Source organism: Chryseobacterium sp. JV274, assembly GCF_903969135.1.
GTDB lineage: Bacteria > Bacteroidota > Bacteroidia > Flavobacteriales > Weeksellaceae > Chryseobacterium.
Window position 1 is genome coordinate 4,707,431 of sequence record NZ_LR824569.1, and the last position, 25,937, is coordinate 4,733,367.

Annotated in this window: 21 protein-coding genes; 14 read left to right on the plus strand and 7 right to left on the minus strand. The window is 35.9% G+C overall.

The genetic code is table 11. The features are described from left to right. Positions 1-121: 121 nt before the first annotated feature. The 5 genes from CHRYMOREF3P_RS21695 to CHRYMOREF3P_RS21715 all read left to right on the plus strand — a co-directional run bounded on the left by CHRYMOREF3P_RS21695 (position 122) and on the right by CHRYMOREF3P_RS21715 (position 10,166). Complete coding sequence (locus CHRYMOREF3P_RS21695) at positions 122-2,590, plus strand: beta-mannosidase (protein ID WP_180565506.1); 2,469 nt, start codon at positions 122-124, stop codon at positions 2,588-2,590. Between the two features lie 137 nt (positions 2,591-2,727). Next, a complete protein-coding gene (locus tag CHRYMOREF3P_RS21700) occupies positions 2,728-3,636 on the plus strand; it encodes an AEC family transporter (protein WP_077415208.1) in 909 nt (302 codons plus the stop codon). A 439-nt stretch (positions 3,637-4,075) separates the two neighbouring features. Further along, a complete protein-coding gene (gene priA, locus CHRYMOREF3P_RS21705; protein ID WP_180565507.1) occupies positions 4,076-6,523 on the plus strand; it encodes a primosomal protein N' in 2,448 nt (815 codons plus the stop codon). 161 nt (positions 6,524-6,684) lie between these two features. Then, on the plus strand, positions 6,685-8,154 hold the full coding sequence (gene dacB / locus CHRYMOREF3P_RS21710; RefSeq protein WP_077415204.1) for a D-alanyl-D-alanine carboxypeptidase/D-alanyl-D-alanine-endopeptidase: 1,470 nt from the start codon (positions 6,685-6,687) through the stop codon (positions 8,152-8,154). An 83-nt stretch (positions 8,155-8,237) separates the two neighbouring features. Further along, on the plus strand, positions 8,238-10,166 hold the full coding sequence (locus CHRYMOREF3P_RS21715; protein ID WP_180565508.1) for a M1 family aminopeptidase: 1,929 nt from the start codon (positions 8,238-8,240) through the stop codon (positions 10,164-10,166). A gap of 66 nt (positions 10,167-10,232) precedes the next feature. Here the strand turns inward: CHRYMOREF3P_RS21715 and CHRYMOREF3P_RS21720 are convergent, their stop codons facing one another. Continuing rightward, on the minus strand, positions 10,233-11,111 hold the full coding sequence (locus CHRYMOREF3P_RS21720) for a cupin-like domain-containing protein (protein ID WP_077415200.1): 879 nt from the start codon (positions 11,109-11,111) through the stop codon (positions 10,233-10,235). A 158-nt stretch (positions 11,112-11,269) separates the two neighbouring features. Here CHRYMOREF3P_RS21720 and kbl point away from each other — a divergent pair, with 158 nt between their 5' ends. From kbl to gldG, 5 genes are all read left to right on the plus strand, one after another. Further along, positions 11,270-12,466: a glycine C-acetyltransferase gene (kbl, locus tag CHRYMOREF3P_RS21725; protein ID WP_180565509.1), complete on the plus strand. Its 1,197-nt coding sequence runs from the start codon at positions 11,270-11,272 to the stop codon at positions 12,464-12,466. A gap of 327 nt (positions 12,467-12,793) precedes the next feature. Beyond that, positions 12,794-13,282: a hypothetical protein gene (locus CHRYMOREF3P_RS21730; RefSeq protein ID WP_180565510.1), complete on the plus strand. Its 489-nt coding sequence runs from the start codon at positions 12,794-12,796 to the stop codon at positions 13,280-13,282. Positions 13,283-13,375: 93 nt separating this feature from the next. Continuing rightward, complete coding sequence (locus CHRYMOREF3P_RS21735; RefSeq protein ID WP_077415194.1) at positions 13,376-13,927, plus strand: CopD family protein; 552 nt, start codon at positions 13,376-13,378, stop codon at positions 13,925-13,927. A gap of 59 nt (positions 13,928-13,986) precedes the next feature. Further along, positions 13,987-14,715 (plus strand): ABC transporter permease, encoded by a 729-nt coding sequence (locus CHRYMOREF3P_RS21740; protein ID WP_047376920.1) that lies wholly within the window; start codon positions 13,987-13,989, stop codon positions 14,713-14,715. A gap of 4 nt (positions 14,716-14,719) precedes the next feature. Further along, entirely contained in the window at positions 14,720-16,390 is a 1,671-nt protein-coding gene (gldG, locus tag CHRYMOREF3P_RS21745; protein WP_180565511.1) for a gliding motility-associated ABC transporter substrate-binding protein GldG, read from the plus strand. Positions 16,391-16,521: 131 nt separating this feature from the next. Here gldG and CHRYMOREF3P_RS21750 read toward each other — a convergent pair whose 3' ends face one another. From CHRYMOREF3P_RS21750 to CHRYMOREF3P_RS21760, 3 genes are all read right to left on the minus strand, one after another. Beyond that, on the minus strand, positions 16,522-17,754 hold the full coding sequence (locus tag CHRYMOREF3P_RS21750; protein WP_180565512.1) for a serine hydrolase domain-containing protein: 1,233 nt from the start codon (positions 17,752-17,754) through the stop codon (positions 16,522-16,524). Positions 17,755-18,005: 251 nt separating this feature from the next. Then, complete coding sequence (locus CHRYMOREF3P_RS21755) at positions 18,006-18,635, minus strand: hypothetical protein (RefSeq protein ID WP_180565513.1); 630 nt, start codon at positions 18,633-18,635, stop codon at positions 18,006-18,008. A 120-nt stretch (positions 18,636-18,755) separates the two neighbouring features. Then, positions 18,756-19,184, minus strand: a complete 429-nt coding sequence (locus CHRYMOREF3P_RS21760) for a DUF4268 domain-containing protein (protein ID WP_077415186.1) — start codon at positions 19,182-19,184, stop codon at positions 18,756-18,758. A 176-nt stretch (positions 19,185-19,360) separates the two neighbouring features. On the opposite strand from CHRYMOREF3P_RS21760, the gene CHRYMOREF3P_RS21765 reads away from it, so the two are divergent. Further along, a complete protein-coding gene (locus tag CHRYMOREF3P_RS21765; protein ID WP_077415878.1) occupies positions 19,361-19,768 on the plus strand; it encodes an RrF2 family transcriptional regulator in 408 nt (135 codons plus the stop codon). Positions 19,769-19,799: 31 nt separating this feature from the next. On the opposite strand, the gene CHRYMOREF3P_RS21770 is transcribed toward CHRYMOREF3P_RS21765, so the two are convergent. After that, the gene (locus tag CHRYMOREF3P_RS21770; protein ID WP_139348489.1) at positions 19,800-20,048 is read right to left on the minus strand and encodes a hypothetical protein; all 249 of its coding nucleotides are present in this window, start codon (positions 20,046-20,048) and stop codon (positions 19,800-19,802) included. Here CHRYMOREF3P_RS21770 and CHRYMOREF3P_RS21775 point away from each other — a divergent pair. Beyond that, a complete protein-coding gene (locus CHRYMOREF3P_RS21775; RefSeq protein WP_077415184.1) occupies positions 20,036-20,923 on the plus strand; it encodes a sulfite exporter TauE/SafE family protein in 888 nt (295 codons plus the stop codon). The genes CHRYMOREF3P_RS21770 and CHRYMOREF3P_RS21775 overlap by 13 nt on opposite strands. A gap of 88 nt (positions 20,924-21,011) precedes the next feature. Continuing rightward, positions 21,012-21,302, plus strand: a complete 291-nt coding sequence (locus CHRYMOREF3P_RS21780; protein WP_047376912.1) for a putative quinol monooxygenase — start codon at positions 21,012-21,014, stop codon at positions 21,300-21,302. Between the two features lie 131 nt (positions 21,303-21,433). Here CHRYMOREF3P_RS21780 and CHRYMOREF3P_RS21785 read toward each other — a convergent pair whose 3' ends face one another. Beyond that, positions 21,434-22,726, minus strand: coding sequence for a T9SS type A sorting domain-containing protein (locus tag CHRYMOREF3P_RS21785; RefSeq protein WP_077415182.1), 1,293 nt, complete (start codon positions 22,724-22,726; stop codon positions 21,434-21,436). 194 nt (positions 22,727-22,920) lie between these two features. Then, the gene (locus tag CHRYMOREF3P_RS21790; protein ID WP_077415180.1) at positions 22,921-23,727 is read right to left on the minus strand and encodes a T9SS-dependent choice-of-anchor J family protein; all 807 of its coding nucleotides are present in this window, start codon (positions 23,725-23,727) and stop codon (positions 22,921-22,923) included. Between the two features lie 95 nt (positions 23,728-23,822). On the opposite strand from CHRYMOREF3P_RS21790, the gene CHRYMOREF3P_RS21795 reads away from it, so the two are divergent. Next, positions 23,823-25,928, plus strand: coding sequence for a TonB-dependent receptor plug domain-containing protein (locus tag CHRYMOREF3P_RS21795; protein ID WP_180565514.1), 2,106 nt, complete (start codon positions 23,823-23,825; stop codon positions 25,926-25,928). Positions 25,929-25,937: the final 9 nt, after the last annotated feature.

Below are 25,937 nucleotides of genomic sequence, written 5' to 3' on the forward strand. Positions count from 1 at the left end.
GATATACGCTCAGTTTGTCATTCCAAGCGCAGCAGGAATCTAAATTCTTAGAGTAGAGATTCCTTCGTTCCTCGGAATGACAAAATCACTGGTATTGTAATGATACAAAACAAATTTATTGATGAATAGAACGATCCTTTTTGCTTTTCTTTTCACGCAGAATATCCTTTCTGCACAGTTTTCCCAGAGAAGTTTATCTTCCGAAAACTGGCAGTTTAAAAATTCAAAAGATCAAAACTGGCTTCCTGCGAAAGTACCGGGAACAGTTCATTTGGATCTGATGAATAACAAGATTATTCCTGATCCTTTTAAAGATGAAAATGAAAAAAAAGTACAATGGATAGAAAATGAAAATTGGGATTATCAGACTCAATTTACGGTTTCATCTCAGGAATTGAAAAATGATAATATTGATTTGGTTTTTAATGGTCTGGATACATTTTCTGAAGTTTATCTTAATGGAAAGCTCTTAAAAAAAACGGATAATATGTTCAGGAAGTGGAATATTCCTGTAAAACAATATTTAAAAGCAGGTAATAATATCGTACAGGTAAAGTTTCAATCTGCCGTCAATACCGGAAAAGAACTGGCTAAAAAAGTCTCGTTTACGATGCCGGAATCACCAAGAAGCTTTGTGAGAAAAGCACAATATCAGTTTGGCTGGGATTGGGGACCAAGGCTTGTTACTGCAGGAATCTGGAAGGATGTTCAATTAGAATTCTGGAATAATGCTAAAATTATTACCGTTAAAGATATTCAGAACAAAACTTCTAAAACTATTAATGATTTACGTTTTGACATAGAAATTTATGCTGAAAATACAGGTGATTACACCTTAGATCTTAATAAAATTCACCAAAAAATATCTTTAAAAAAAGGAATCAATACAATTTCGGTTCCTTACGAAACAAAAGGAATGAAGCTTTGGCAACCTAACGGACGTGGTGATGCTAATCTTTATGATTTTAAAATAAAACTTTCAAAAGATCTTAAGAATATTGATGGTAAAAATATCAGGATAGGATTAAGAACGGTTGAATTGGTACAGGAAAAAGATGAAAAAGGAAAGTCGTTCTATTTTAAAGTGAATGGACATCCGTTATATATTAAAGGAACCAACTGGATTCCGGGAGACAGTTTTTCACCTAGAATGACCAAAGAAAAATACCATCAGCTGATCAAAGATACCAAAGACGCCAATATGAATATGATCCGTATCTGGGGCGGAGGTATTTATGAAGACGATGAGTTTTATAAAGCATGCGATGAAAACGGGATTTTAGTCTGGCAGGATTTTATGTTTGCAGGAAGTTTCTACCCTGCAGACGAAGCATTCTTGAACAATGTAAAAGAAGAAGTAAAAGACCAGGTCAGCAGACTTCAGAATCATCCTTCGATTGCTTTGTGGTGCGGGAATAATGAAATTGATGAAGCTATTGTCAACTGGGGATATCAGAAACAGTTTAAATATTCAAAAAACGATTCGCTGCAGGTTTGGAAAGACTATAAAAAGTTATTCCATGATGTGATTCCCAATGCATTGGCAGAAAGCCTGAAGTCAGATAAAAATATATATTGGCCGAGTTCGCCGTCCATTGGCTGGGGACATAAAGAAAGCCTTACAGAAGGAGATTCTCATTATTGGGGAGTTTGGTGGGGTGAGCAGCCATTTGAAATTTACAACGAAAAAGTAGGGCGTTTCATGTCTGAATATGGTTTTCAGGGAACACCCAGCCTTGAAACTACAAAATCCATGTTTTCAGGAACTCCGGATTTAAATCTACAAAACTCAACCATCAAAGCGCATGAAAAGCATGCCCGTGGCTGGGATATTATTAATGAATACCTGAAACGCGATTATAAAATTCCTGCAGATTTTACACAATACAATTATGTTTCACAGCTATTGCAGGCAAGAGGAATGCAGATCGCGATTGAAGCTCACCGCCGTGCAAAACCTTATAATATGGGAACACTGTATTGGCAGCTTAACGACTGCTGGCCTGTAGTTTCATGGTCGTCTATAGATTATCTTGGAAACTGGAAAGCCTTCCATTATCAGGCAAAAAGAAGCTTTGAACCTGTATTGGTATCAGTTGTAGAGACCGAAAAAAACTATGATATTTATCTGATAAGCGATCTGTTGAAAGAACTGAAAACAGATATAAAGTTTGAACTCATTGACTTCAAAGGAAAAACACTTTGGAAAGCCAATCACTCAGATGTTGTAAATGCCGATGTAAGTAAGAAAATTAGAAGCATTAACAAATCAGAATTGGCTCAGTTTAATCTGTCTGAAACTGTTTTAAAGATCAGTTCCGAAAAAGATGCAGCACTTCAAAAACTGTTCTTTTTCAATAAACCAAAAGATATAAAGCTCCCAAAACCTGAGATTAAAATCAGAAAAATATCACCCACTGAAATTGAAATGTCAACAGATGTCTTGGCAAAAGATATCTATCTGATCGGAGATACTCATTTCAGTGATAATTTCTTTGATCTGTTACCAGGAACTTCAAAAAGAATTACCCTTTCCAAACCTTTGGAAAAAATTGAAGTCATGAGTCTTTGGGATATGATGAAGGACTAATGTTTTTCTAACGCTCTCAAGTAGTCAAACCATGTCAAGGTTCTAAACCTTGACATGGTTTATACCTAAAAAAATATAAATTTTACCCTTCCAACTCAAAAATCAGCCGTAAATTTGCATCATATTTCTTTATAATTATGGTAAATTTTGTTCTGATTGCAGTGTGTATCATTGCAGGAATGATATTCAAAGCAACAAAATCTATCCACCCCGATGCCCACAAGGGTATCAATACCTGGATTCTTTATCTTGCTCTTCCGGCAGTTTCGTTTAAATATCTGCCTAAAGTAAAATGGACAACAGAAATGTTGTTTCCGATTGCAGCCACATTTTTAATTTCTGTGTTCTGCTTTTTCTTTATGATGTTTTACAGCAAGAGCAGGGGATATTCAAGGCGTTCAAGAAGTACTTTGGAACTGGCAAGCGGTTACAGCAATACATCATTCATAGGATTTCCCTTAATCAGTGCTTTTTATGGAGAAGGTCTCCTGAGTATTGCCATTATTTGTGATCAAACAATGTTCTTTGCCCTTTCAACCCTCGGAATTATTGCTGCAGTGAAAGGAGGAAGCAGATCAGGAAAAGTAAGTGCAGTATTTATTTTAAAAAGGCTTATTACGTTTCCACCATTAATTGGCTGTATCTCCGCTTTAGTATTATCGCAGTTCATTGATTTTACCGTTGCAGAACCGTTTTTTGATAAGCTTGCAGCTACGGTAAGTCCATTAGCCCTGTTTTCGGTTGGACTACAGCTGAAATTTAACGGATGGAGAAAACTCATTCCGCAGATGTCGATGTCAATGCTTTATAAGCTTATTCTGGCACCGGCAATTGTTCTTGGGATGGCTTTATTATTGGGAATAAAAGGAGATTTAGCTAAAATTACTGTATTTGAAGCAGCAATGCCAACATTGGTTACCTCGAGTATCATTGCAGAACAGTTCAGGCTGAATACAAAACTGACCAACCTGATCATTGGAGTCAGTATCATTGTAGGATTTTTTACTTCTGTATTTTGGTATGAGATGACCGAATACTTTTTTTAACGATAAGATGGCTCTTTCTCAATACTGTCAATTGATATCGGTTTTATACATGTTATTTGTCATTCCGTAGGAATATCTTAGCTAAGTGAAACGCCTTTGCGAACGAATTAAACCAATTAATAATACCTTTGCGAATATTGCGTTGTAATCTAGGTTTTGGCTAAAGCCAATTGAAATTTTAATTTTTATCAAACGGACTAAAGTCCGTTCCTATTGAATTATTATTGATTTTTTTTGCAAATTTCGCTGATTGAACAGGTTGTATTCCTGAAGTATATCAAACCAATTGTCATTCCGATTTCTATGGCAAAATGAAAGGTGGGAATATACCTCATAATTCTTAAGTAGGATTCTAAGGTTTGTTAAAGAGCATCAAAGAATTTCTGCAAAGTTGCAGTTCTCTGAAGAAAAATCTAATTTTACACTTTAAATATTTCCCTTGCAATACGCTCAAATTGTTTTACCACTGAACCTCAAAGGATCTTTCACGTATAAAGTTCCCGAAGAAATGATGTCCGAAATTCAGTCCGGAATGCGTGTTCTGGTACCGTTTGGAGGAAAGAAAATCTATACAGGACTTGTATTTGAGCTTCATAATAACGCACCGGAAAACTTTGTAGCAAAGGAAGTCATCAGCATGCTGGATGATAAACCGATTATGCCTCAAGAGCAGATTGATTTCTGGAATTGGCTATCGGAATATTACATGTGCAGTCTGGGAGAAATCTACAGGTTTTCATTCCCTTCTTCATTAAAACTGGAGAGTGAAACCTATTTAAAATTAAAACCTGGAGTCGTTGTAGATTTTGAAAATCTTGATGTCAACGAAATGTACCTGATTCAGGCACTGGAAGTTCGGCAGCTGATCAATCTGACGGATATTGAGGCTTTTATTCCTAAAAAAGATATCATCAAGACTGTCAATTCATTGATTGATCTTCAGTATATTGAGATTGACGAGAAAATTGCTGAAAAATATAAAGCCAAAGAAGTAGCTTACGTAAGAATTAAGGATGAGGTTTTGGCCAATCAGAACCTTACGGATATACTTTTAAAACTAAACAGAGCCCAAAAGCAGAAAGATCTGTTCCTTCTTATTTTAGAAAAACAGACAGAAAATCCTGATGCTCCTATCAAAAAATCTGAGCTGTTTGAGGATGGTTATTTCGGAAGTTCACACTTTAAGCCTTTAGCAGATAAAGGTCTGGTGGAGGAATACTACATGCAGAAAGACAGAATTGAAAGCTATGAAGGAGAGATTGAAGAACTGGAAGAGCTTTCAGAACAGCAGAAAATTGCTAAATCTGAGATTGATGAAGCATTTGAAGAAGGGAAAAATGTCCTGCTTCATGGGGTAACTTCATCCGGGAAAACACATATTTATTTAGAAAAAATTGAAGAATGTATCAAAGAAGGAAAGAATGTTTTGTTTTTACTTCCTGAAATTTCCCTGACCAAACAAATTACCCAGAGATTAGAAAAAAAATACGGCCGGCAACTAGGATTTTATCACCAGAAACTGACCGATTTTGAAAGGGTCGAAGTCTGGAGAAGAATCAGGCAGAATGATATCCGCATTCTGATCGGAACCCGGAATGCTTTGTTTTTACCTTATCAGAACCTGGGACTTATTGTGGTAGATGAAGAGCATGATTCTGCCTACAGACCAAGAGAAGTGACCCCTTATTTTAACGCTAAAGATGCATCGTTGGTATTGGGTGGATTTTATAATGCGGGAGTGATCCTGGGATCTGCAACACCTTCTGTTGAAAGCTACTACAGAGCCAGAAAAGATAAAATGAAATATATTTTCCTGAATGAAAGATTCGGGAATGTAAATCTGCCGGAATATGAACTGATCAATTTCAAAGAAGCCCTGGAATCTAAAAAAGTTTCCGGAAATTTCTCTCTGAAACTCGTTGAAGAGATTAAGAAAACGGTGGATGAAAAAAAGCAGGCGATTGTTCTGCACAACCGTCGTGGCTATTCCAATGTAATAGAATGTGAGAGCTGTGGGTATGTCAACTACTGTTCCAATTGTGATGTGGTAATGACCTATCACAAGGCAGCGAATGAAATGAAATGCCATTACTGCGGACAAAGAGCTTCCAAGCCAAGAACCTGCCCGAAATGCAATTCCGAAAAGCTGAACGAAAGAGGAGTAGGGGTAGAGCAGATTCATGAAGAGGTTTCCAAACTGTTCCCTGAAAACGAAGTGGACAGAATGGATGTAGATTCTATGCGTAAGAAATTTGCCTACGAAAAGCTGTATGAAAAGATTGAAGACGGAGAAACAGATATCATCGTAGGAACTCAAATGATTTCCAAAGGACTTGATTTTGATCATATAGAACTCGTTACAATTCCAAAAGCGGATTCCTTATTATATGTGCAGGATTTCAGAGCAGAAGAAAGAGCTTATCAATTGATCACACAGGTTTCAGGAAGAGCCGGAAGAGTTTCCGGAAAGGGAAGAATCCTCATTCAGACTTTCAATCCTGATCATTCTGTATTCCAGCTGATCAAGATGAACAATCCTGCAAAGATCTATAAATATATCCTTACTGAGCGCCAGAAATTCCATTATCCGCCATTTACCAAGCTGATTATGATTGAAATGAAACACAGAAAGGAGGATAAAGTGGACCGAGCTTCTCAGTTTCTGGGTTCTATTCTCAGAAAATACCTTCCTGAAGATTGTGTTTTAGGCCCTGAAAGAGCTCAGATTGCAAGGCTTAATAATCTGTACCAGTTCCAGATTATGCTTAAGCTTCCCCGTGGGAAAAACTATGAGAAATTCAAAAGCCTGGTTTTGATAAGTTTAAAAGAATTTGATGAAATCACTGCATATCAAAGCATTAAAAAAGATGTTTTTGTGGATTTTTAACAATTTTTAACAAACTTTACACTCTTTTATAATGGGTCAGTGGTCCGTTATATAACAATAATTTCTACTTTTGGACGTTGATTAAGTGTTTGGCTCTTTTATTGAATGATTTAACCTTTCATTTTTTATAGAGTCAAAACTATAGAACAAAAAGAAGATAGATGGTAAATTTCAGAAAATATATTTCAAGTGCGGCGGTGTTGGCTTCTGGTCTTTTCCTGGCTCAATCTACCGTTTCTACCGTTCTTTATTCTCAGAATTATGACAGTCAGAAAAGCAGTCTAAACCTGCCTTCACCCGTTAGTACGATGGTGGAGAAAACTGTGTTGTCAGCAAAAGAACTTGTAGATATTAATGTGAACACAATGATGGCGGATCCTGTGCTGAAAAATGCAAGCTGGGGATTCGTAGTGTACGATCCGAAAACGAAGAAGGTAATTTCTTCGTACAATGAAAATACTCCTTTAGTACCTGCTTCTACTACAAAGCTGCTTACGACGGAAACAGCATTAAACCTGCTGGGTGAAAACTACCGTTGGATGACTCAGCTTGAATATTCAGGAACTATAGATGAAAATGGAGTTTTAAATGGAAATCTTTATGTGATAGGAAGCGGTGACCCTTCTTTGGGAACAAACAAAGCGGGTGCATCATCTTACAGAGATATTATTTCAGATTTCGTAGGCGGAGTTTCAAGAGAGGGAATCAAAAAGGTAAATGGTGATATTATCATTCAGACAGCGCTTTTCAAAGGCAATATTTCAATGCTTCCGGAAAATGTTGTATGGTTGGAAAACAATAATTATTATCTGCCTGCAGGAAGTACCCGTGATATCAACCCAGCTAACGAAAAATTGATCGTTAAAAAAGGAGGTTTCTCAACGGAAAAGAAATTTTTCTATGTTTCTCCTTACGCTCATCAGATGGTGTATGCTGATAAATATGAAGGAAATGGAGTTTTAACAACCAAACTTCCTGATGCTCCTGCATACCTTGCGAACTCTTTCAGAACAACATTGGTAAAAAGCGGAATTCCTGTTACCGGAAAAGTAAGTCCAAAAATGACAGATACAGCTCCGGAAGGAAGAAAAATGCTTTCAGCTTATAAATCCCCAACTTTAGGTGATATTATTTATTATACCAATCAACACAGTGATAATTCATTGGCTGAAGCGTTGCTAAGAACTGTTGGTTATCAGAAAATGGGTGACCAGACCTCAGAATCAGGAAGAATTGTGGTGACTAATCACCTGAAAGATGCCGGTTTTGATATGGTTGGTCTTAATTATATGGATGGAAGCGGACTTTCAAGAAGCAATAATGTAACTCCTATTTCCCAAGCGAAGTTTCTTACTTCTTTGATGGATCAGAAATATTACAGATCCTATCTTACTTCTTTACCGATCGGAGGACAATCCGGTACTTTAAAAAGAATGTTCATTGGAGAAGGTAACGGACAGGTTTTTGCGAAAACAGGAACGTTGAATAAAGTAAAAACATTAGCAGGTTATCTGAAGACGAATTCCGGGAAAACATTGGTGTTCTCTTTAATGGTGAATAACTATTCCGGATCGGTAGATATGGTGAAAAAGAGAATGGAGAAAATTCTTGAACCTGCACTGGATCTTTAAATATTTTTTATTTTATATATTATAACAGCCTTTTAATCATTGATTAAAAGGTTTTTTTTATATTTGATTAAATTTTTCTAAACATGACAAAATTGTACCTTTTGGTGTTGGGATTTTTAATTTCCCAGCAATTCTATAGCCAGAAGCATGAGCAAAACATCGATATGAAAGGATTGATCGAAAAAGAGAAAAAATCCTTTACGCAAAAAATGAATATCGGGAATACAAATCCCAATACTCTGAATTACGATTTAAAGTATCAAAGAATGGATGTTACTCTTAATCCGGCTTCCAATACTATTTCCGGATCGGTAACTTCTCATTTTAAGCCTACTCAGAATATAGGCAGTATTTATTTTGATCTGACAACTTCTTTAACGGTTTCTCAGGTTAAATATCATGGGAACAACCTTACTTTTCAACAACTTCCTTCCAACGAAGTGAAAATTGATTTTCAAGCTCCGCTCACTGCCAATACACTGGATTCTCTGACGATTCACTATTCAGGTACGCCGCCTAGTGCCAATGGAGCCTTCACAACAGCTACTCAGGGCGGAGTTCCGGTACTTTCTACGTTAAACGAACCTTATGGTGCACAAGACTGGTTTCCAACAAAACAAAGTTTGAATGATAAAATTGAAAGATTTGATTTCAAAATTACAACGCCATCCAATTACAGCGTTGCTGCCAATGGAAAACTAATGTCCGAAACTTTTCCTACAGGATCTACGAAGCTTACTTTCTGGAGAACAATGTATCCTACGCCGGCTTATCTGATTGCACTTTCCATTACTAATTTTGTCAAGCTTACTGATACCATCGGAAACCCTCCGTTTCCTTTTGTCAACTATATTTATCCTTCCACCAATTCAAATCAAACCAGTCTGAATAATATTGAATGGACGAAACAAGTGATGAATACTTTTGAAACCTATTTTGGTTCTTATCCTTTCCGAAATGAAAAATACGGACATATGGAATTTATGTATGGAGGAGGAATGGAGCATCAGACAATGTCTTCTATGGGAGGTTGGAGCAAGCAGCTTATTGCCCATGAGCTTACTCACCAATGGTTTGGAGATAAGGTAACTTGTGGTGCATGGAATGATATCTGGCTGAATGAAGGTTTTGCTACTTTTGGAGAACATCTTGCCAATGAAAAACTACTGATGACCAATACAGAGTTTCTGAATTATCTGCAAGGTCAATCCAGTTATATTACAGCAAGTACAACAGGAACGGTGTATGTACCGGATACCGGACTTTCAAGTATCAACAGAATATTTGACAGCAGACTGTCTTATTCCAAAGGAGGATATGTATTGAGAATGTTGAAGTGGATTTTAGGTGATGCTGTTTTTTATCAGGTGCTTAAAGATTATCACGCAAGACCGAATCTGGCTTACAGCTATGCGCGTACTGCAGATTTTAATGCTTCTTTGCTTCAGTCTACCGGGACAGATTTTACAGGATTTTTCAATGACTGGGTGTATGGGGAAGGATATCCTACGTATACTATAAAATGGATGCAGGGCGGTAATCAGGCTTTATTTAAAGTTTCTCAGACACAAAGCAGCTCTGCCGTAAGCTTTTTTGAAATGCCTTTACCTATAAAAGTAACCGGAACTTCAGGGCAGACTGCGTATCTGGTTCTTAACAATACTACAAATAACCAAAGTTTTTTAGAATCTGTAACATTCCCTATTGCTAGTGTTCAGTTCAATTATGAGTACCAGATTCTGGAGAAAAACTCTACTGTTACCCAGGATAATACTTTAAGTGTTTCTTCTGTTGAGAAGGAAGGTTTTGGTCTATATCCAAATCCTGCAAAAAATGAAATTAATCTGAAAGGAATAAACAGAGCTTCAGATTTTACGATTCATGCTGTAGATGGAAAACTGGTAGGAAAAGGAACGTATCAGCCAGGTAAAGCGATTGGAATTTCAGAACTGATTCCAGGAACTTACTTCATTACGATTGATGAAAAGAGCATCAAATTCATTAAACATTAAAATTAAAAACTGTAAAATATCAATAAGTATTTTACTTGTCATTAACGATAAAATAACAGGAAGCTTTCAGATTTGAAAGCTTCTTTGTTTTCTGGCCGCTTTAGCTCCTCTTTTTCGGGCTGTCTTTATTTTGTACTCAAACCATTTTTCTTTGAATAATTTACGCATGAAATTATCAAAATGTCTGGTGATGACTAAATTTTTAAATCCTCTCCATTTTTCGAGAGGGCTTGATGGAAGCGCTCTTACTGAGATAGAATATCCCTCCGTATCATACTGGATATAGTGCCACCATCCGGAAGGAATATAAAGTGTCTCTCCGGGATGAATGACTGCTTCATAACCACTTAAATAACGTAGAGCCGGATATTTTCTGTAATCTGGATTTTTAATCTGAGCCAGGCTGTGAAAATTGTAGGGGAGTTTATACATTAAATCGGACTGTTCCCACGGGAAGAGCCAGATTCTTTTGGTTCCCTGAAACTGGGTAATGAAGACATGTGACATATCAATATCAATGTGGTTTCTGGTTACAGAACCTTCACCTCCAAAAAACATAAAAGGCAGCCATTTCAGTATTTTACCACTCGTAACATCATTGTAGATAAGATCATTTTTAAGTTCGGGTTTTATTTTCAATAAATTAAATAAAAAAAGGCGGTGTTCAGTAGGAGCAGACTGTATAAGATTCAGATATTCTGAAAATGTGCTTTGGGCTATAGGATCACTTGCCACTCTATCAAGGGAATCAAGTTCACTACCGTAAATGTTTACCTTATGATCTCCTGCAATTTCTTTGAAATAGTCATAATTCCACTTTTTGAAGGCAGGGCTTTCCGGATGTATAAAATCTTCAATAATAATTGGAATTCTCGGCTTCATATGGTTATTAATAAAGGTTTCTGAATTGATTGTCTTTATTTTTTGTACCGGCTTTAATCTCATGCTCTCAAATTTTAAACAAATATAAATATTATCCTACTAAATTTATAGACTAATAATGTTAAAACTTAAACCTGAATTGATTTTTTAGAATTAAACATATAAAAGGTTTTATTTTACTGCCTTTTTAGTAAATTAGCACATCTAAAAAATTACCAAAAATGATCTCTGAAAAATACCTTCAACATTTACAGAACGAACTTCAGAATATTGAGAATGACGGACTTTACAAAAGAGAAAGAATAATCACCTCTCAGCAAAGTGCAGAAATAGAAGCTAACGGAAAAAAGCTTTTGAACTTCTGCGCGAATAATTATCTGGGATTATCCAACAACCCGGAAGTAATGAAAGCGTCTCAGGAAATGATTCAATCTCATGGATATGGGATGTCATCAGTGCGTTTTATCTGCGGAACACAGGATATTCACAAGGATTTGGAGAAAAAAATCGCTGACTTTTTAGGTCTTGAAGATACCATCCTTTATGCAGCAGCATTTGATGCAAACGGTGGTGTTTTTGAACCATTGTTTACGGAAGAAGATGCTATTATTTCAGATGAATTGAATCATGCCTCTATCATTGATGGTGTTCGTCTTTGTAAAGCAGCGAGATACAGATATAAAAACAATAATATGGCGGATCTTGAAGCTCAGTTAATTGCTGCTTCTGAAAAGAACCATCGTTTCAAAATTATCGTAACAGACGGAGTATTCTCAATGGACGGTATTGTTGCAGACCTAAAAGGAGTGTGCGACCTTGCTGATAAATATGATGCTTTGGTAATGGTAGATGACTCTCACGCAACAGGTTTCATCGGAAAAACAGGCCGTGGAACTCACGAAGCTAATGAAGTAATGGGTAGAGTAGATATCATCACTTCTACTTTAGGAAAAGCTTTAGGAGGTGCTTTAGGAGGTTTTACTTCCGGTAAAAAAGAAATCATTGATATGCTGAGACAGCGTTCAAGACCTTATTTATTCTCCAACTCTTTAGCGCCTGGAATCGTAGGAGCTGCTCTGAAAGTATTGGATATGATTTCTGATAACACTTCCCTTCGTGATCAGGTAATGGAAAATGCAGAATATTTCAGAACGGAAATGAAAGCGAAAGGTTTTGATATTCCGGACGGAGATGCTGCGATTGTTCCGGTAATGCTTTACGATGCACCTCTTTCTCAGAAAATGGCTGAAAAGCTTATGGATGAAGGTGTTTACGTAATCGGATTCTTCTATCCGGTAGTACCGAAAGGAAAAGCGAGAATCAGAGTACAGTTATCTGCTGCTCATACTAAAGAACATTTAGATAAAGCGATTGCTGCTTTTGAAAAAGTTGGGAAAGAATTAGGCGTGATTTCTTAATATAAAAAGTTCTACGTTTGTAGAATGAAAACAGGATTTCTTATATTTAGAGAAATCCTGTTTTTTTATGAAAAATCTTCAGTACTACATTAATCATCATAAAATGCTATTGCTGAATAGACGTTAATATAATATATTTGGAACACTAATTCTAATAACCATTTTGTGAAAAAATATTTATTTCTTTTTGTTTTTTTTAGCTTTTTCAAAACAATTTATGCTCAATCTGATGATTACAAATCAATACTTACTGTAAGTGCTTTTGCTCCTTTTCGTGACCAACGCTATAATATAGGTTATATGCGGAAAATAAATGAAAGATGGTGAGTGGGAAGCGAATTGGCATACGGAACCGACAAAATAACACCCGTAAATATTGGCAATTTTGAGGGGAAAAATAGGGTTTTTGAGATAAAACCGGAAATTTTTTACAGCCTGGCGCCTCAATCAAGATTAAAACATTTTGTATCAGCAGAAGCTTTCTATTTAAATCAGATAGGAAAAAATATTTCAGGAAAATATTATGACGAAAATGATGTTTATTATTCTTTTAGCTCAGCAGACTATAAAAGAACTAAATATGGCTTAAATATTAACTACAGCATTTTGATTCATAAAGAGTCTTCATGGTTTGGCTTTATGCCTAAAATTGGCTTTGGTATCAGACAAAAAAATATTTCTTATACTAATATGACAGGAAAGGAAGAAGACTATGCTCCTGTAGATGGTCTTCCCTTTGACTATCATTCAAATCGGCAGGGTTCCAATTTGAGTCTCAATTTTAATGTTGATATGAAATTCATTTTTAAATTCTAAAAAATATTTAATCTTTATTATTTTAAGCTAAAGATTTTAGATTAAATTCTCTTTTTTTCCGAAATAAACTATCTTTGCAAACAAATTTTTAGGATGCTGTATACCATCATCAAAGCTTTACATATTATCTTCATGGTAAGCTACTTTGCGGGAATTTTTTATCTCGTGAGGATTTTCGTTTACTATAAGGATACTGATGAATTTCCTGAAGAGAAAAAGAAAATTCTGAGAGAGCAGTACACCTTTATGGCCAGAAGACTGTGGAATATTATTACCGTACCTGCGGGGGTAATCATGACAGTATGTGGATTGGTCATGATTTTTTTAAATACCGGTTTGATGAAAATGGGATGGTTTCACTTAAAACTGACCTTCCTGATCGGGCTTGCCATTTACCATTACTGGTGCTGGAAAAAAGTCCTTCATTTAAAGGAATTACATGGAAATACACTGCCAATTGCCAATATAAAACTGAGACAGGCCAATGAAATTGCTACCTTCATTCTGTTTCTAGTCGTATTTACGGTGATTTTAAAATCAATGGTGATCGAATACTGGTGGCAATTAATTGCAGGATTTTTCGTTCTTGTATTTCTGATCATGATGACAGTGAAACTGGTTAATAAAAATAAAAAAAACAAATAATTGTGGAGTAGGGCGCATGTCTGAGTACATTCATCCTTTTTACATCTTACAAAAAAACTATGATTGCAATTTTAAAGAAAGAACTTTGGAGTTACTTTGGAAACTGGAGTGCATGGGTGATCATTGCCGCTTTCAGTTTGATAGCAACTCTTTTCCTGTTCTTTTTCGACAACGATTCTAATATTTTTGAGATCGGAATGGCCTCGCTTCAGAGCTATTTCGTATTGGTTCCATGGCTGCTGATGTTTATCATTCCGGCCCTTTCTATGAAAACTTTTGCGGAAGAACAGCAAACAGGAACATTAAACTGGCTTTTTTCACAGCCGTTAAAAGTTTCTGAACTCGTAACCGGAAAATTCCTTTCCGTATGGATTGTTGGGATTCTATGCCTTATTCCTTCATTGATTTACCTTTATACAGTATATGTGCTGGGAGTTCCTGCAGGAAATATAGACCTTGGAATGACCTTTGGGAGTTACCTTGGATTGATTATTTTAATTGCGGCATTTGCTGCAGTGGGAATTTTGGCTTCTTCATTATCTCAGAATCAGATTATGGCTTATCTGTTGGGTGTTTTCATGTGCTTTATTATGTATTTCGGAATCGAGCAATTAGCAAGTTATAAACTTTTGGGAGGAGCAGACTTTATCCTTCAGAATATTGGTTTTTATCAGCATTTCTTAGGTTTTACAAGAGGGCTTATTGATTTTAAAGATATAGCGTATTTTGTTCTTGTTATTGGTGCTTCATTAGTATTGTCCAATCATTTTATAAACAAAAAGAAGTAGAGTTATGAAGAAGATCAATGCTAAATCTCCACTGGGAATTTTCTTATTTGCAATTGTTCCATTGGTAATTATCCTGACCTATTCGGGCATAAGATTAGACTTAACAAAAGAAAAAAGATATACCCTTTCTGATAGCACAATCAAAGTACTGGAGTCCGTAAAAAAAACTCTGACTGTTGAAGTGTATCTGGAAGGTGATTTTCCGGCAAGTTTCAAACAGCTGCAAAGTGAAACGAAATTCATGCTGGAAGAATTCAGAAAAATTAATCCGAAGATTGATTTTAAATTCATCGATCCGATTAAAACAAAAATGTCTCAGGACACTTTGATGGCGATGGGGATGCAGCCGTCTATTCTTCCGGATGTAAAAGACGGGAAGATTTCACAGATCACGCTTTTCCCATATGCTGTGATCAAGCATGGAAATGATGGCGTTTCTATACCATTGGTGGTACAACAGGCAGGAATTGATGCCGATCAGCAGTTGACAAGATCTATTGAAGGATTGGAATATAACCTTGTTTCCAACATTAAAAATATTGCAGCAGCAAAAAGAAAGAAAATTGGGATTTTGGTTAATCAGGATGAATTGAGTCCGGACGAATTCCAGGGATTTGTACAGCTGGCAATGGAAAACTATGATGCAGGGCCTATTATTCCTAAAAATCAAACTGAACTTTCGTTGGAAGATATCCCGTTATTGAAGCAGATGAGTGCTTTGGTGATTGCAAAACCGAGAAAAGCATTTACAGATAATGAAAAAGTAATTCTTGATCAGTACATTATGAACGGAGGGAAAACCCTTTGGATGATTGATGCCGTAAATGCTGAAATGGATACCTTAACAAGATCCAAAAAAGTAATGCCTTTCCCTGTAGATATCAACATGACAGACTTCTTTTTCAATTATGGGCTGAGAATTAATCCTGCTTTGGTAAAAGACGTTAAGAAGTTTGCCCTGTTAAGATTAGTGACAGGAGAAGTGAGTGGAAATCCTCAATATACAAGCTTACCCTGGCCATATTTTCCGCTTGGAATAGCCGAAAACAATAATCCGGTTACAAAAAATATTAACCCTGTAAAATTTGAATTTCCAACTTCTATTGATACTTTAGGAGGAAGAAAGAATATCAAAACAAAAGTTCTTTTCGAATCCAGTGAAAGGACATTATTGAAACAGGTTCCAAACTATGTGGATCTGAAAGAGGTTGCAAGCGTAGACAGCCTTGGACAAATGGAAAAACCAAGTACACCGAAAATCTTTGCGGTAGCATTGGAAGGGAAATTTAATTCTGCTTATGCATCAAGAATTGAAAGAAAATCCTATCCCGGATTCAAAGCATCCAGCCCGGAAAACAAAATGATCGTTATTGCAGACGGTGATGTAGGAAGAAATAAGGTGATCAAAGGAAAACCGCTTCCACTAGGGGTAGATTTGCTTACGAACGAGCAATTTGGAAACGAACAGTTCCTTAGAAACGCCTTGGATTATCTGTTGGATGACAGTAACCTGATGGAGCTTAGAAACAGAAATATCGAAGAAAGACTTCTTGACAGACAACGAATTACTGAAGAGAAATCCACATGGCAGTGGCTGAATTTACTGCTTCCACTGGCGATTATCGGCCTTATCGGAGGATTGTTCTTCTGGTTGAGGAAAAAGAAATTTGGATAAAATATAAAAGTCCGGGAGAAAAAATCTTCCGGACTTTTTATTGTAATATGATTCAATCCTGTTTAGAATCAATTCAGTTTAATGAATTGTTCGCAGAATTGTTATTAATAATCGATTGTAACTCGGCTGGCTTATAGTTTCAATTGGTACTTCTCCAGTACATTCCAGATTCCATAAAAAGCATCATTCCCTTTCTTATCCGAGAAATTTGTATTAAAAATCATAATCCTTCCCAGATTATTTTTCGGATCAAAAAACAGCATAGACATTACTCCCGGATCACCTCCGGTATGGCCAATATATCCTGTATAACCAAAACCCATAAATATTCCCACATTATAAGATTCGCTGTAGGGATTTTTATCATTTCGTTCCGTGAAGTTGGAAGCCGTAAGCTGCTGGGTAAAATATTCTTTATAGCTTTTCTGAGTCAGAATGGTTCCCTTTCCATTGTAGCCTTTGATAAGTTCGGTTAAATATTTACTCAGGTCGTTGATGCTTGTAATAAACCCACCATCAGGATATGTTGCAGATAGATAATAGGGAAGTGGAGTCTGGGGATTTTCATACAGCCTGGAGAATTTAGAAAACTTTACTTCTTCAAATGACCAGCCTGAACCTTTCATATGTAAAGGTTTCAGGATGTATTCTTTTGTGAAATTATTGAAGGCTTGTCCGGTAGCTTTTTCAATAATAAAGGCTGCCAAAGCAGTTCCTACATTGGAATATTCATAGATTGATCCCGGTTTGTTGGCAGAGAAACTGTTTGTATTCCATTTTCCGTTTTCTGCCAGTACATTTTCTAAAAAACCAGACATTGAAATTATTGAATCTGCAGGGTTGAATACCTGTTCATCATCAAAATTGAGCTTTACTCCATTCAGGTTCTGATCAGGTTTCAGAAAGTAATTTCTAGATAAATAAAATTCGTTGTCAAGAATAGAAGAGGTATGGGTTGCTAGCTGTCGAATGGTAATCGGAGTTTGTGGGAAATGAGGATTAACCACTTTAAAGGGTAAATATTTTTGAACAGGATCATCCAGATTCAATTTTCCGAGTTCCTGAGCTTTAAGAAGGGCAATTCCAACGAATGTTTTGGAAACAGATGCAATATTCTGTATCGTATTTTCAGTATACAATCTCTTTTCTTTCACATCTGAAAAGCCAAATCCCTTTTGGTATAAAGTCGATTTTTCATTTACAACAGAAACCGCAAACCCGTTGAATAAGCCTTGCTGGTATATTGCATTGACATCCGAATCCAGAGAATCTCTAACATCATAATTAGCATGACGAACCTCCTTCACCGAATGACATGATATCAACATCACTGAAATTACCATTGATAATAAAATCCTTCCCATATGTTTTTTAATAATAAGACACCTGGTGAAATAGTTTTGTTACAGATTGAGTAGGTTAAAAAATAGAAAGACTGTCTCAAATCCTGAAACAGTCTCTATTTATTTTTCTAAAGATTAATCTTCAATGCAGGAAAATCTGTTTTAAATCCTGCAGTTTTGTAAGCTGGACTTCAGTTATTTTCCGGGCGGTAAAAAAGTTGAGGTCACATCTATATTCAATAATGTTTGAGATTGGTGATAAAAACTATAGATTATTGCTGATAGGTTTCTTTTGGAAGTAAAGCAGCAGTTCTGTAATAACTGATATCGGTAGAGATCTGTGCCTGAAGATCCTGGAAGGTATCATAATCATACTGGACCCAGTTTTCTTCATTGTCGGGATCAGGAGTCTTGTCTACAGCCAGTTCAAGCTTTCCGTCTTCCTGATAGCTGCATTCTATAGCAGCATATTTTTCACCGCTTTCGTCCTGTGTATACCAGCATTTTACGGTTCTTTCGAGCTGTGGTTCATAAGTTTCGTTATCGATGACCTGAGAACAGATAAAGTTTTCAGGGTCGTCCGCTTTGAAAACAGTTTTAGAAATTAAGGGCAGCTCGTCCACTGATAAGGAATACAATTTATTGGTAGAAATAATAAATCCGTCGCCTGTCTCTTTTTTTTCAATATCAAAAAAGTCAGATTTTTCCCTGAGATAATCTACTACCTTTGCTTCGTCTTCTTCGTCACTTAGAAAATAATTGATATTGTAAACACTGTCCTCGTTGATGAATTCGATTTCTTTTAGAAAATCAGAATCTTCCTCATAATAATACAGATGATATTCGTTTAGCTTCACAGCTTTACTTTTGGAGATAATTTCTCCAAAAATGTTTTTGTACACTTTTCTCATTTTTAATCATATTATTTAGTTTCATCTATTAGTTTAAGTGGGTATCACAAAGATAAGTTTTCTTTTTTATCTAAGCTTGAAGTGTGAAACAGTATTTATTTCGTAAGTATTTCATATATCCTTTATAAAATCCTCATATTCATAGTAAAACCTTTCGAAACCGTCCATTTTGTCCACAAAAAACTCAAAAATTTCTTGCCATGTATTTTTATTAAAAATGGAAACACCATGTTTTTCTATCCATATCCTGCTGATAATCTTACCGTTTTCAAGGGTGAAGTATTCTTCTTTTTGAAAATCTCCAATGAAATCTTTTAAAATATCTTCCAATGACCAGATCTTTTCGTAATAGGCGTTTCGGAAAATTTCGTCTTTCATTTCTATATCCAGAGAAACTTCTGCTTTTTTATTATCGGCAGAAAATTTAAATGCCATATCCTTGATTTTAGTATCATAAAGAATCCATTTTCTGGGAAATGATCTTCCAAAAGCTGTCCAAAATTCCTTTTTTAACTGCTGTGCTTCTTGTTTACTGAACATACAGCAAACATAATGATTTAATAGGAGAAAGGCAAAAATGTGGTACTGAAACCGTAAAATTACGGATAAGCCGGATACGCAAAAATACGTAATGGAATACCTCAAATTTACAAATTTACCTGTCCACCTTTATCTGCTCTTTTCAAATGTTAAACAATTTTCTTATTTTTGCTGTAATGCTTTCAAAAAAATCTCAATATGCGTTTAAGGCGCTTTCATATCTTGTAGAAAAAAGAAATGAAGGCCCGATTCTTATTTCCGAAATTGCGGAACACAAAAAAATTCCTTTAAAGTTTTTGGAAAATATTCTGCTTGAACTAAAAAAGGCGGAAATTCTTGACAGTAAAAAAGGAAAGGGTGGAGGATATTTTCTGAAGGAAAAACCTGAAAATGTGAAACTGGCCAAAATTATCCGTCTTGTAAACGGTCCTATTGCCATGCTTCCTTGTGTAAGTCTGAATTTTTATCAAAAATGTGACGACTGCAATGAAGATCACTGCGGACTTCATGATGTACTGATAGAAGTTCGGGATGCTTCACTGAATATTCTTGAGAAAAAAACTTTAATGGATCTGGTCGACTGACCTGATCCTTTTTTTTGAATTATTAGTCTACTTATTTTGTAGAATAAATATTTTTATCAGATATTTGCAATACTTCAAATGAATAAATTATGGTTTCAAAAGAAGAAGCATACCCATTACAAACGTTTACCTCTTCCAGCGTGACAGTATCTTCAACTGTTGCATCTGCTTTATCCGGAAAACAAATCTTATGCAGGCAGATATCAGATGTTTTTGTTATCGAAGCCGCAGGTAATGAGGTAATATGTACTAAAACAACTCTGTGATATGGTGATTTCAAGAAAAATTCAGGTAAGGCTTAATGTCCTTCTGGTGACGGCTGTCATTGTATCTATTGCTGTTTTTTCAATGTATGAGCTGGGATATCTGGAAGAGCTGCAGACCATTCTGGCAAAAGATAATTACATTTTTTACTGGATGCTTCTGGTAGGCGTTTTTGCAGAAATTGTTGCAGGATCAATGGGAATGGGGTATGGAGTGATCTGTACCACCACACTTATGCTTCTGAATATTCCGCCTCATATTGTGAGTGCAAGTATCCATTCGGCAGAAAGTTTTACAACGGCAGCGGGAAGTCTCAGCCATATCAGATTGAAGAATGTCAGTAAGAGTTTAGTGAAGAAGCTTGCAGTGCCGGCAGTTATCGGGGCAGTTATTGGTGCGGTAAGCCTTACTTACCTTGGAGAATATTATGCGAAGATCACCAAAACACTGATTGCTTTTTATACTTTATATCTCGGAATTCAGATTTTATCGAATGCTTTTAAAGAAAAACAGAGCAAAGCATTGAAAAGAAAAACCAATCTTACCAGACTGGGAGTGATAGGAGGTTTTATAGATTCTTTTGCCGGTGGTGGGTGGGGACCTCTGGTAACCGGAACTTTGATTAAAAATGCTTTTACCCCAAGATTTGCAGTAGGAAGTTCTACCGTAGCCAAATTTATCCTTACCATAACGGCTGCTGTTACCTTTTTCTTTACTCTGGGAATCCAGCACTGGAATATCATTCTCGGCCTTTTGATTGGCGGAATTATTACGGCTCCTTTTTCAGCGATGCTTACTGCAAAGCTTCCTGTGAAGAAAATGTTTGTGATTATCGGAACATTGGTGATTGTGATGAGTTCTATAACTATTTATAAATCAGTTTTTAATTAAAAATTATGCATTGTATTGAAAAATAAAGAGCTTAAAAAGATATTCGGTTTTGAAAATATTTTACTTTTACATCACTAAATATTAGAACATGAATTTACATATCATTGCACTTTTTAAGTTTAATGAAAATTATCTGATGGATGCCGTAGAGCTGTTTCAGAACCTTGTGAAAGAAACAAGAAAAGAAGAAGGCTGCCTGCAGTATGACCTTATTGAAGATAAAGATAATAAAGGAACTTTCTTCCTGATTGAGCTTTGGGAAAGTGTAGAGCACCACAACAGACACAACGGTCAGGATCACCTTCTGGATTTCCGTAAAGATGCTTCCAAGATCATGGAGAGCTCAGCAGAAGTGTATAAAGGATTTAAGATATATTAATATCGAGGATTGAAAGATTTAAGAATAAAGACTTAAAGATTTTTTCGGTTTCCTTAAAAAATAAAAGGCGGTCTCAATAGCTTGAAACCGCCTTTTTATTAGAAAAAATAGAAAGTATTAAAATAAAATATTTATTTTACGATAAGCTTTTTCGTTTCCGAATGACCTCCGTAAGTAATTTTTACAAGGTAATTCCCTGATGTAAGTGTAGAAAGATTCAGATCCTGTTTGTAGAATCCTGCCTGATTCGTAAGTTCAGCAGAATATACCTTTTTACCGGTAAGATCATAGACTTCTACATTTCCTTTGTTGCTTGCTTTTTCTTTAACATCAAAAAGAACCGTTATTTTTTTATCAGCTGGTGCAGGGTTAGGATAAATACCAAAAGAAGCCTTTTTCCCAACTTCTGTAATACCTAATGTTTCAGTAATCTTCTTGTATTTAAAATACATATTTCCTGTACTTGCTCCACCGTTTGTAGTAAAGTACATTCTATAGTAATCATTTCCCTTTTTGACGTAGTAGACAACATCATTTTTAACGGTTCCTATCCCTTTCCAAGAATGTCCTACAGTAGTAATAGCTGATGAGAAACTTGCTGTGGCAGGAATTGTATAGGCTGTTGTGGCCTGAGTTTCCGGCTGTACCATTGCTACTTTAATGTTTGGGCTCTGGATTGCTCCGGAAAGTGGATACATCTGTACCCCCATATAGAATGTATAATATTTAGTAAATATGAAATCCCATGCAGTTCTTGATGGTTCCAGACTAGGAACTTTTGCTCCTGTATCAAATGAGAAATAATTAAAATAAGAATCATCCGTTCCATTAGCGATTGTTCTTGTTTCTGTAGCTCCCCATGCAGTACCGTTCCATTTTGAATATTTAAAAGTATATCCTGCAAAGGCATCTTCAATGGCAAATTTGATGTATGTTCCTGAAGGGTATTTTAACACAAAAATAGCTTTCCCCTGGATATGGTGATTTATCGGGTTGTAAACTCCCCATCCTGTTGAAGGGATATTGGGGTTTGGAGATGTCACAGGTCCCTGTTCAAAAGCTCCCTGGCTCCAGTCAGTGGTCTGATCCGGGTTATAAAGAGGGTCTCCCCATGAAGATTCATTGCTGATGCTGATGTTATCCCAGTCTGCTAGATTTGTTGAAGCAGTGAATACTTCGATATCTTTTGCATCATTTATTCTTGATCCAAATGCATAGTTTGAATTTCTATAAAAAGCAACATCCCAGGTATTGGCAGGTTGAGAAACCATATTACCATCTGCAAGGTTTACAAAAACTCTGTTTTGATATCCGCTTCCCATTGTCATATTTACCTGTGAGTATCCAAATGCATCAGTTTGTGCCAAAACAGTCTGCTGAACAGACATTGCCAATACTGAAGCCAATAATAGTTTTGTTTTCATAACTTATTTTTTAAATCCTTATTTAGAATGATTCTACAAAATTATATAATTATTTTTAATGAGTCTAAATAAAAACATGATTTTTATCGTGTTTTTATTTTAATCATACTTTTGATAAGTAAAAAATAAGAATAAAAAAGCCGGAAGGAATAGTCCCGCCGGCTTTGAAAAGGTAGATAATAGTCTAATAAACCTTATTTCTTGATAAATTTTGATTGGATAAGTTTTCCTTCTGCAGTTTCAATATTCATGTAATATACTCCTGTCTGAAGTGTACTGATATCAAATATCTGTCCGTTTGGTTTTCCTTCTGCTGCTTTCTGTCCTGCAGCAGAATAGATACTGATATTTTTAAGATCTTTTTTTGATTTAAATTCCAATGCTGTCTGATCAGAATTTAATGCAAATCTGAGGTTTTCTGTCACTTTATTATTGTCATTTACTCCTAAAGAAGCTGTTGTGTTATAAACGACATTATCAACCTGGATCGCAACGTGTGTTGCTGTAGGAGTAAATTTAAATACAATATATGAACCTGTAGATGCCGGAATATTTACACTGATATTCTGAACTGTACCAATAACTGATACATTGATAGGGCTTCCGACAGGAACAAATGTTGACATATCCGCAGGATTGGATGCTACTCCAATCTGAATACTTCCCGGACCAGGAGATGGAGACACTAAAGTAGTATCAAAAGTCAATGTTTTATTTCCGGTTGGAGTTTCAATTTGTGGTGAAATCAGATATGAAGACCCTGTCGCATTATTTCCTGCGTAGGATTGAACGAACCTGTTTGAATCACCTGCTACAATCATTCTCGGAGGTACGGGAGGAAATTCTCCGGTTATTGGAGCAACAATGGCAGCCCATCCAAACTGAGGGAAAGTAGTATTACCTGCAGTAAAGTTATTGAAATTTTCATTGATGTTAGATACCTGAGCATTTGCTGTTAAGGCTGTAAACATCAGAGTTCCTAAAAGTAATTTTAATTTCATGAGATTATTTTTATTTAGAATTATTCCACAAAAATATATATTTATTTTTAATGAGTCTAAATAAAGTTTTATATTTGTCGAAAATTTGTACCCTTATGAAGAAGAAAGTGCTTTCCGTTCTATCATTATCTGTAGCCTTATGGATGAATGCACAAGAAAAGGATTCTCTTAATCAAAAGAAAATTGAAGAAGTTGTTATTACAGGACAGTATATGCAGCAGTCCATTAACAAATCAATATATAAGGTTGAGGTTATTGATGCAGAACAGATTAAAAACATGGCGGCGACTAATGTTGCCGAGGTTTTAAATCAAAGTCTTAACATACAGATCACTCCGGATACCCGTTCAGGAAATTCCACTGCCAATATCATGGGACTTAATGGTGATTATGTAAAAATCCTTATAGACAATATTCCGGTAGTAGGAGATACAGGATTGGGAAGTAATATTGATCTTACAAAAATTACCTTAAGCAATATCGAAAGAATTGAAATTGTAAAAGGAAGTATGGGCGTTGAATATGGAAATGGAGCTGTTGCCGGGGTAATCAACATTATCACCAAGAAAACCAGTACAAAAAAAGTAAGTGTAAGAGGTTCAATACAGGAAGAAACCGTAAGAGATAATTACGATCTTAAGAAAAGAGGGAACGGAAGACATATTCAAAACCTGAATATAGATTATAACATCAGCAATGAATGGTTTGCAAGTATCAATTTCAACCATAACCAGTTTATGGGATATGAAGGAGAAAGCAAAGGTTACAAATATTTCGGACAGGACAATCAGAGAGGATATGAATGGAATCCGAAAGACCAGTATGATGCTTCTGCATTGCTAAGATATACGAAAAATAAAACAACATTCTTCTACAAGCTGTCCTATCTTAATGAGAAATTCAACTTCTACAACCCGGAAGTAAGCCGAAACCCGCTTAATGACGGTGTAGGTGGAGTTTCTTATGAAAGTAGAGACAGAAGGTACAATACAGACCGCTGGGTACACCAGTTTAACATTCAAACTAATCTGGGGCATATCCGGTACATGGGAGACTTCTCCTATCAGAATCAGGACAGAAAGTATTACGACTACAATTACGACATTCCAAACAGAGCGATAAAGAGCCGTCAGGACGAAAAATCCTATTATAAGACAGATGTCATCTACTCAAGAGGGATGTTCAGTAACTTCCTGGATAGCAAAGTTTTTGATTTTCAGTTAGGATATGAATTAGACTATACTAATGGTTATGCTGCACTGATTGCAGGAGATTTCTTTGGAGAAGCCGTAAAAAGAAAAATATTTACCTATTCCAACTTCCTTTCTGCAGAATGGAATGTTTCAGACAAACTTTCATTAAGACCGGGAGTAAGACTTTCCCTTAGTGAAAACTTTAACAATCAATACAACTATTCCTTATCAGCAAGATATAAAACTTCTGAGAATTCAAATCTTAGAGCGATCGTAGGATCAGCAAACCGTTTTCCTAAATATGACGAACTGTACACCTATTTTGTAAATCTTAACCATGATGTACAGGGAAATCCGGATTTAAATCCTGAAAAAGGATTCTCAGCAGGACTTTTCTGGAATCAGAATTTTTCAGTGAATAATGGCTGGAAAATAGCTTACGGAGTAGATGCATTATATCTGGATGTACGTGACAGGATTGAAATGGTGGTGGTAAAACAACCTTCTACCTACAAATACATGAATCTTAATACCTATAAAAATCTATTATTCTCAGCCAATGTAGATTTTAGAAAAGATCAGTTTGCTTTGTCTTTAAGAGGATCAGTAAACGGAACATCGGTATCAATGAATGAATTAACATCCTCTTCTCCTACAGACTTCCAGTATTTAGTACAGGCAGGAGCTTCGGCAACTTACAAACTGAAAAATACCGATACCAATTTTGCCCTTTATTACAAATTTACAGGTCCGGACAGAATCTATGTGTCTGACGGGGCAAGTGGTTTCCGCCTGGGAAAAGTAGACAGTTTTCATATGATGGATTTCATCGTAAGCCAGCCTTTCTGGAATAAGCATTTCGAAATTTCTGCGGGGGTGAAAAATATATTTGATGTGACGAGGTTAAACTCTACTGCAATTGCGGGTTCAGCCCATACAGCAGCGAACGGTTTTGTTAATTTATACTACGGCAGAAGCTATTTTGCCCGATTAATGTTTCAATTTTAAATAATAAGT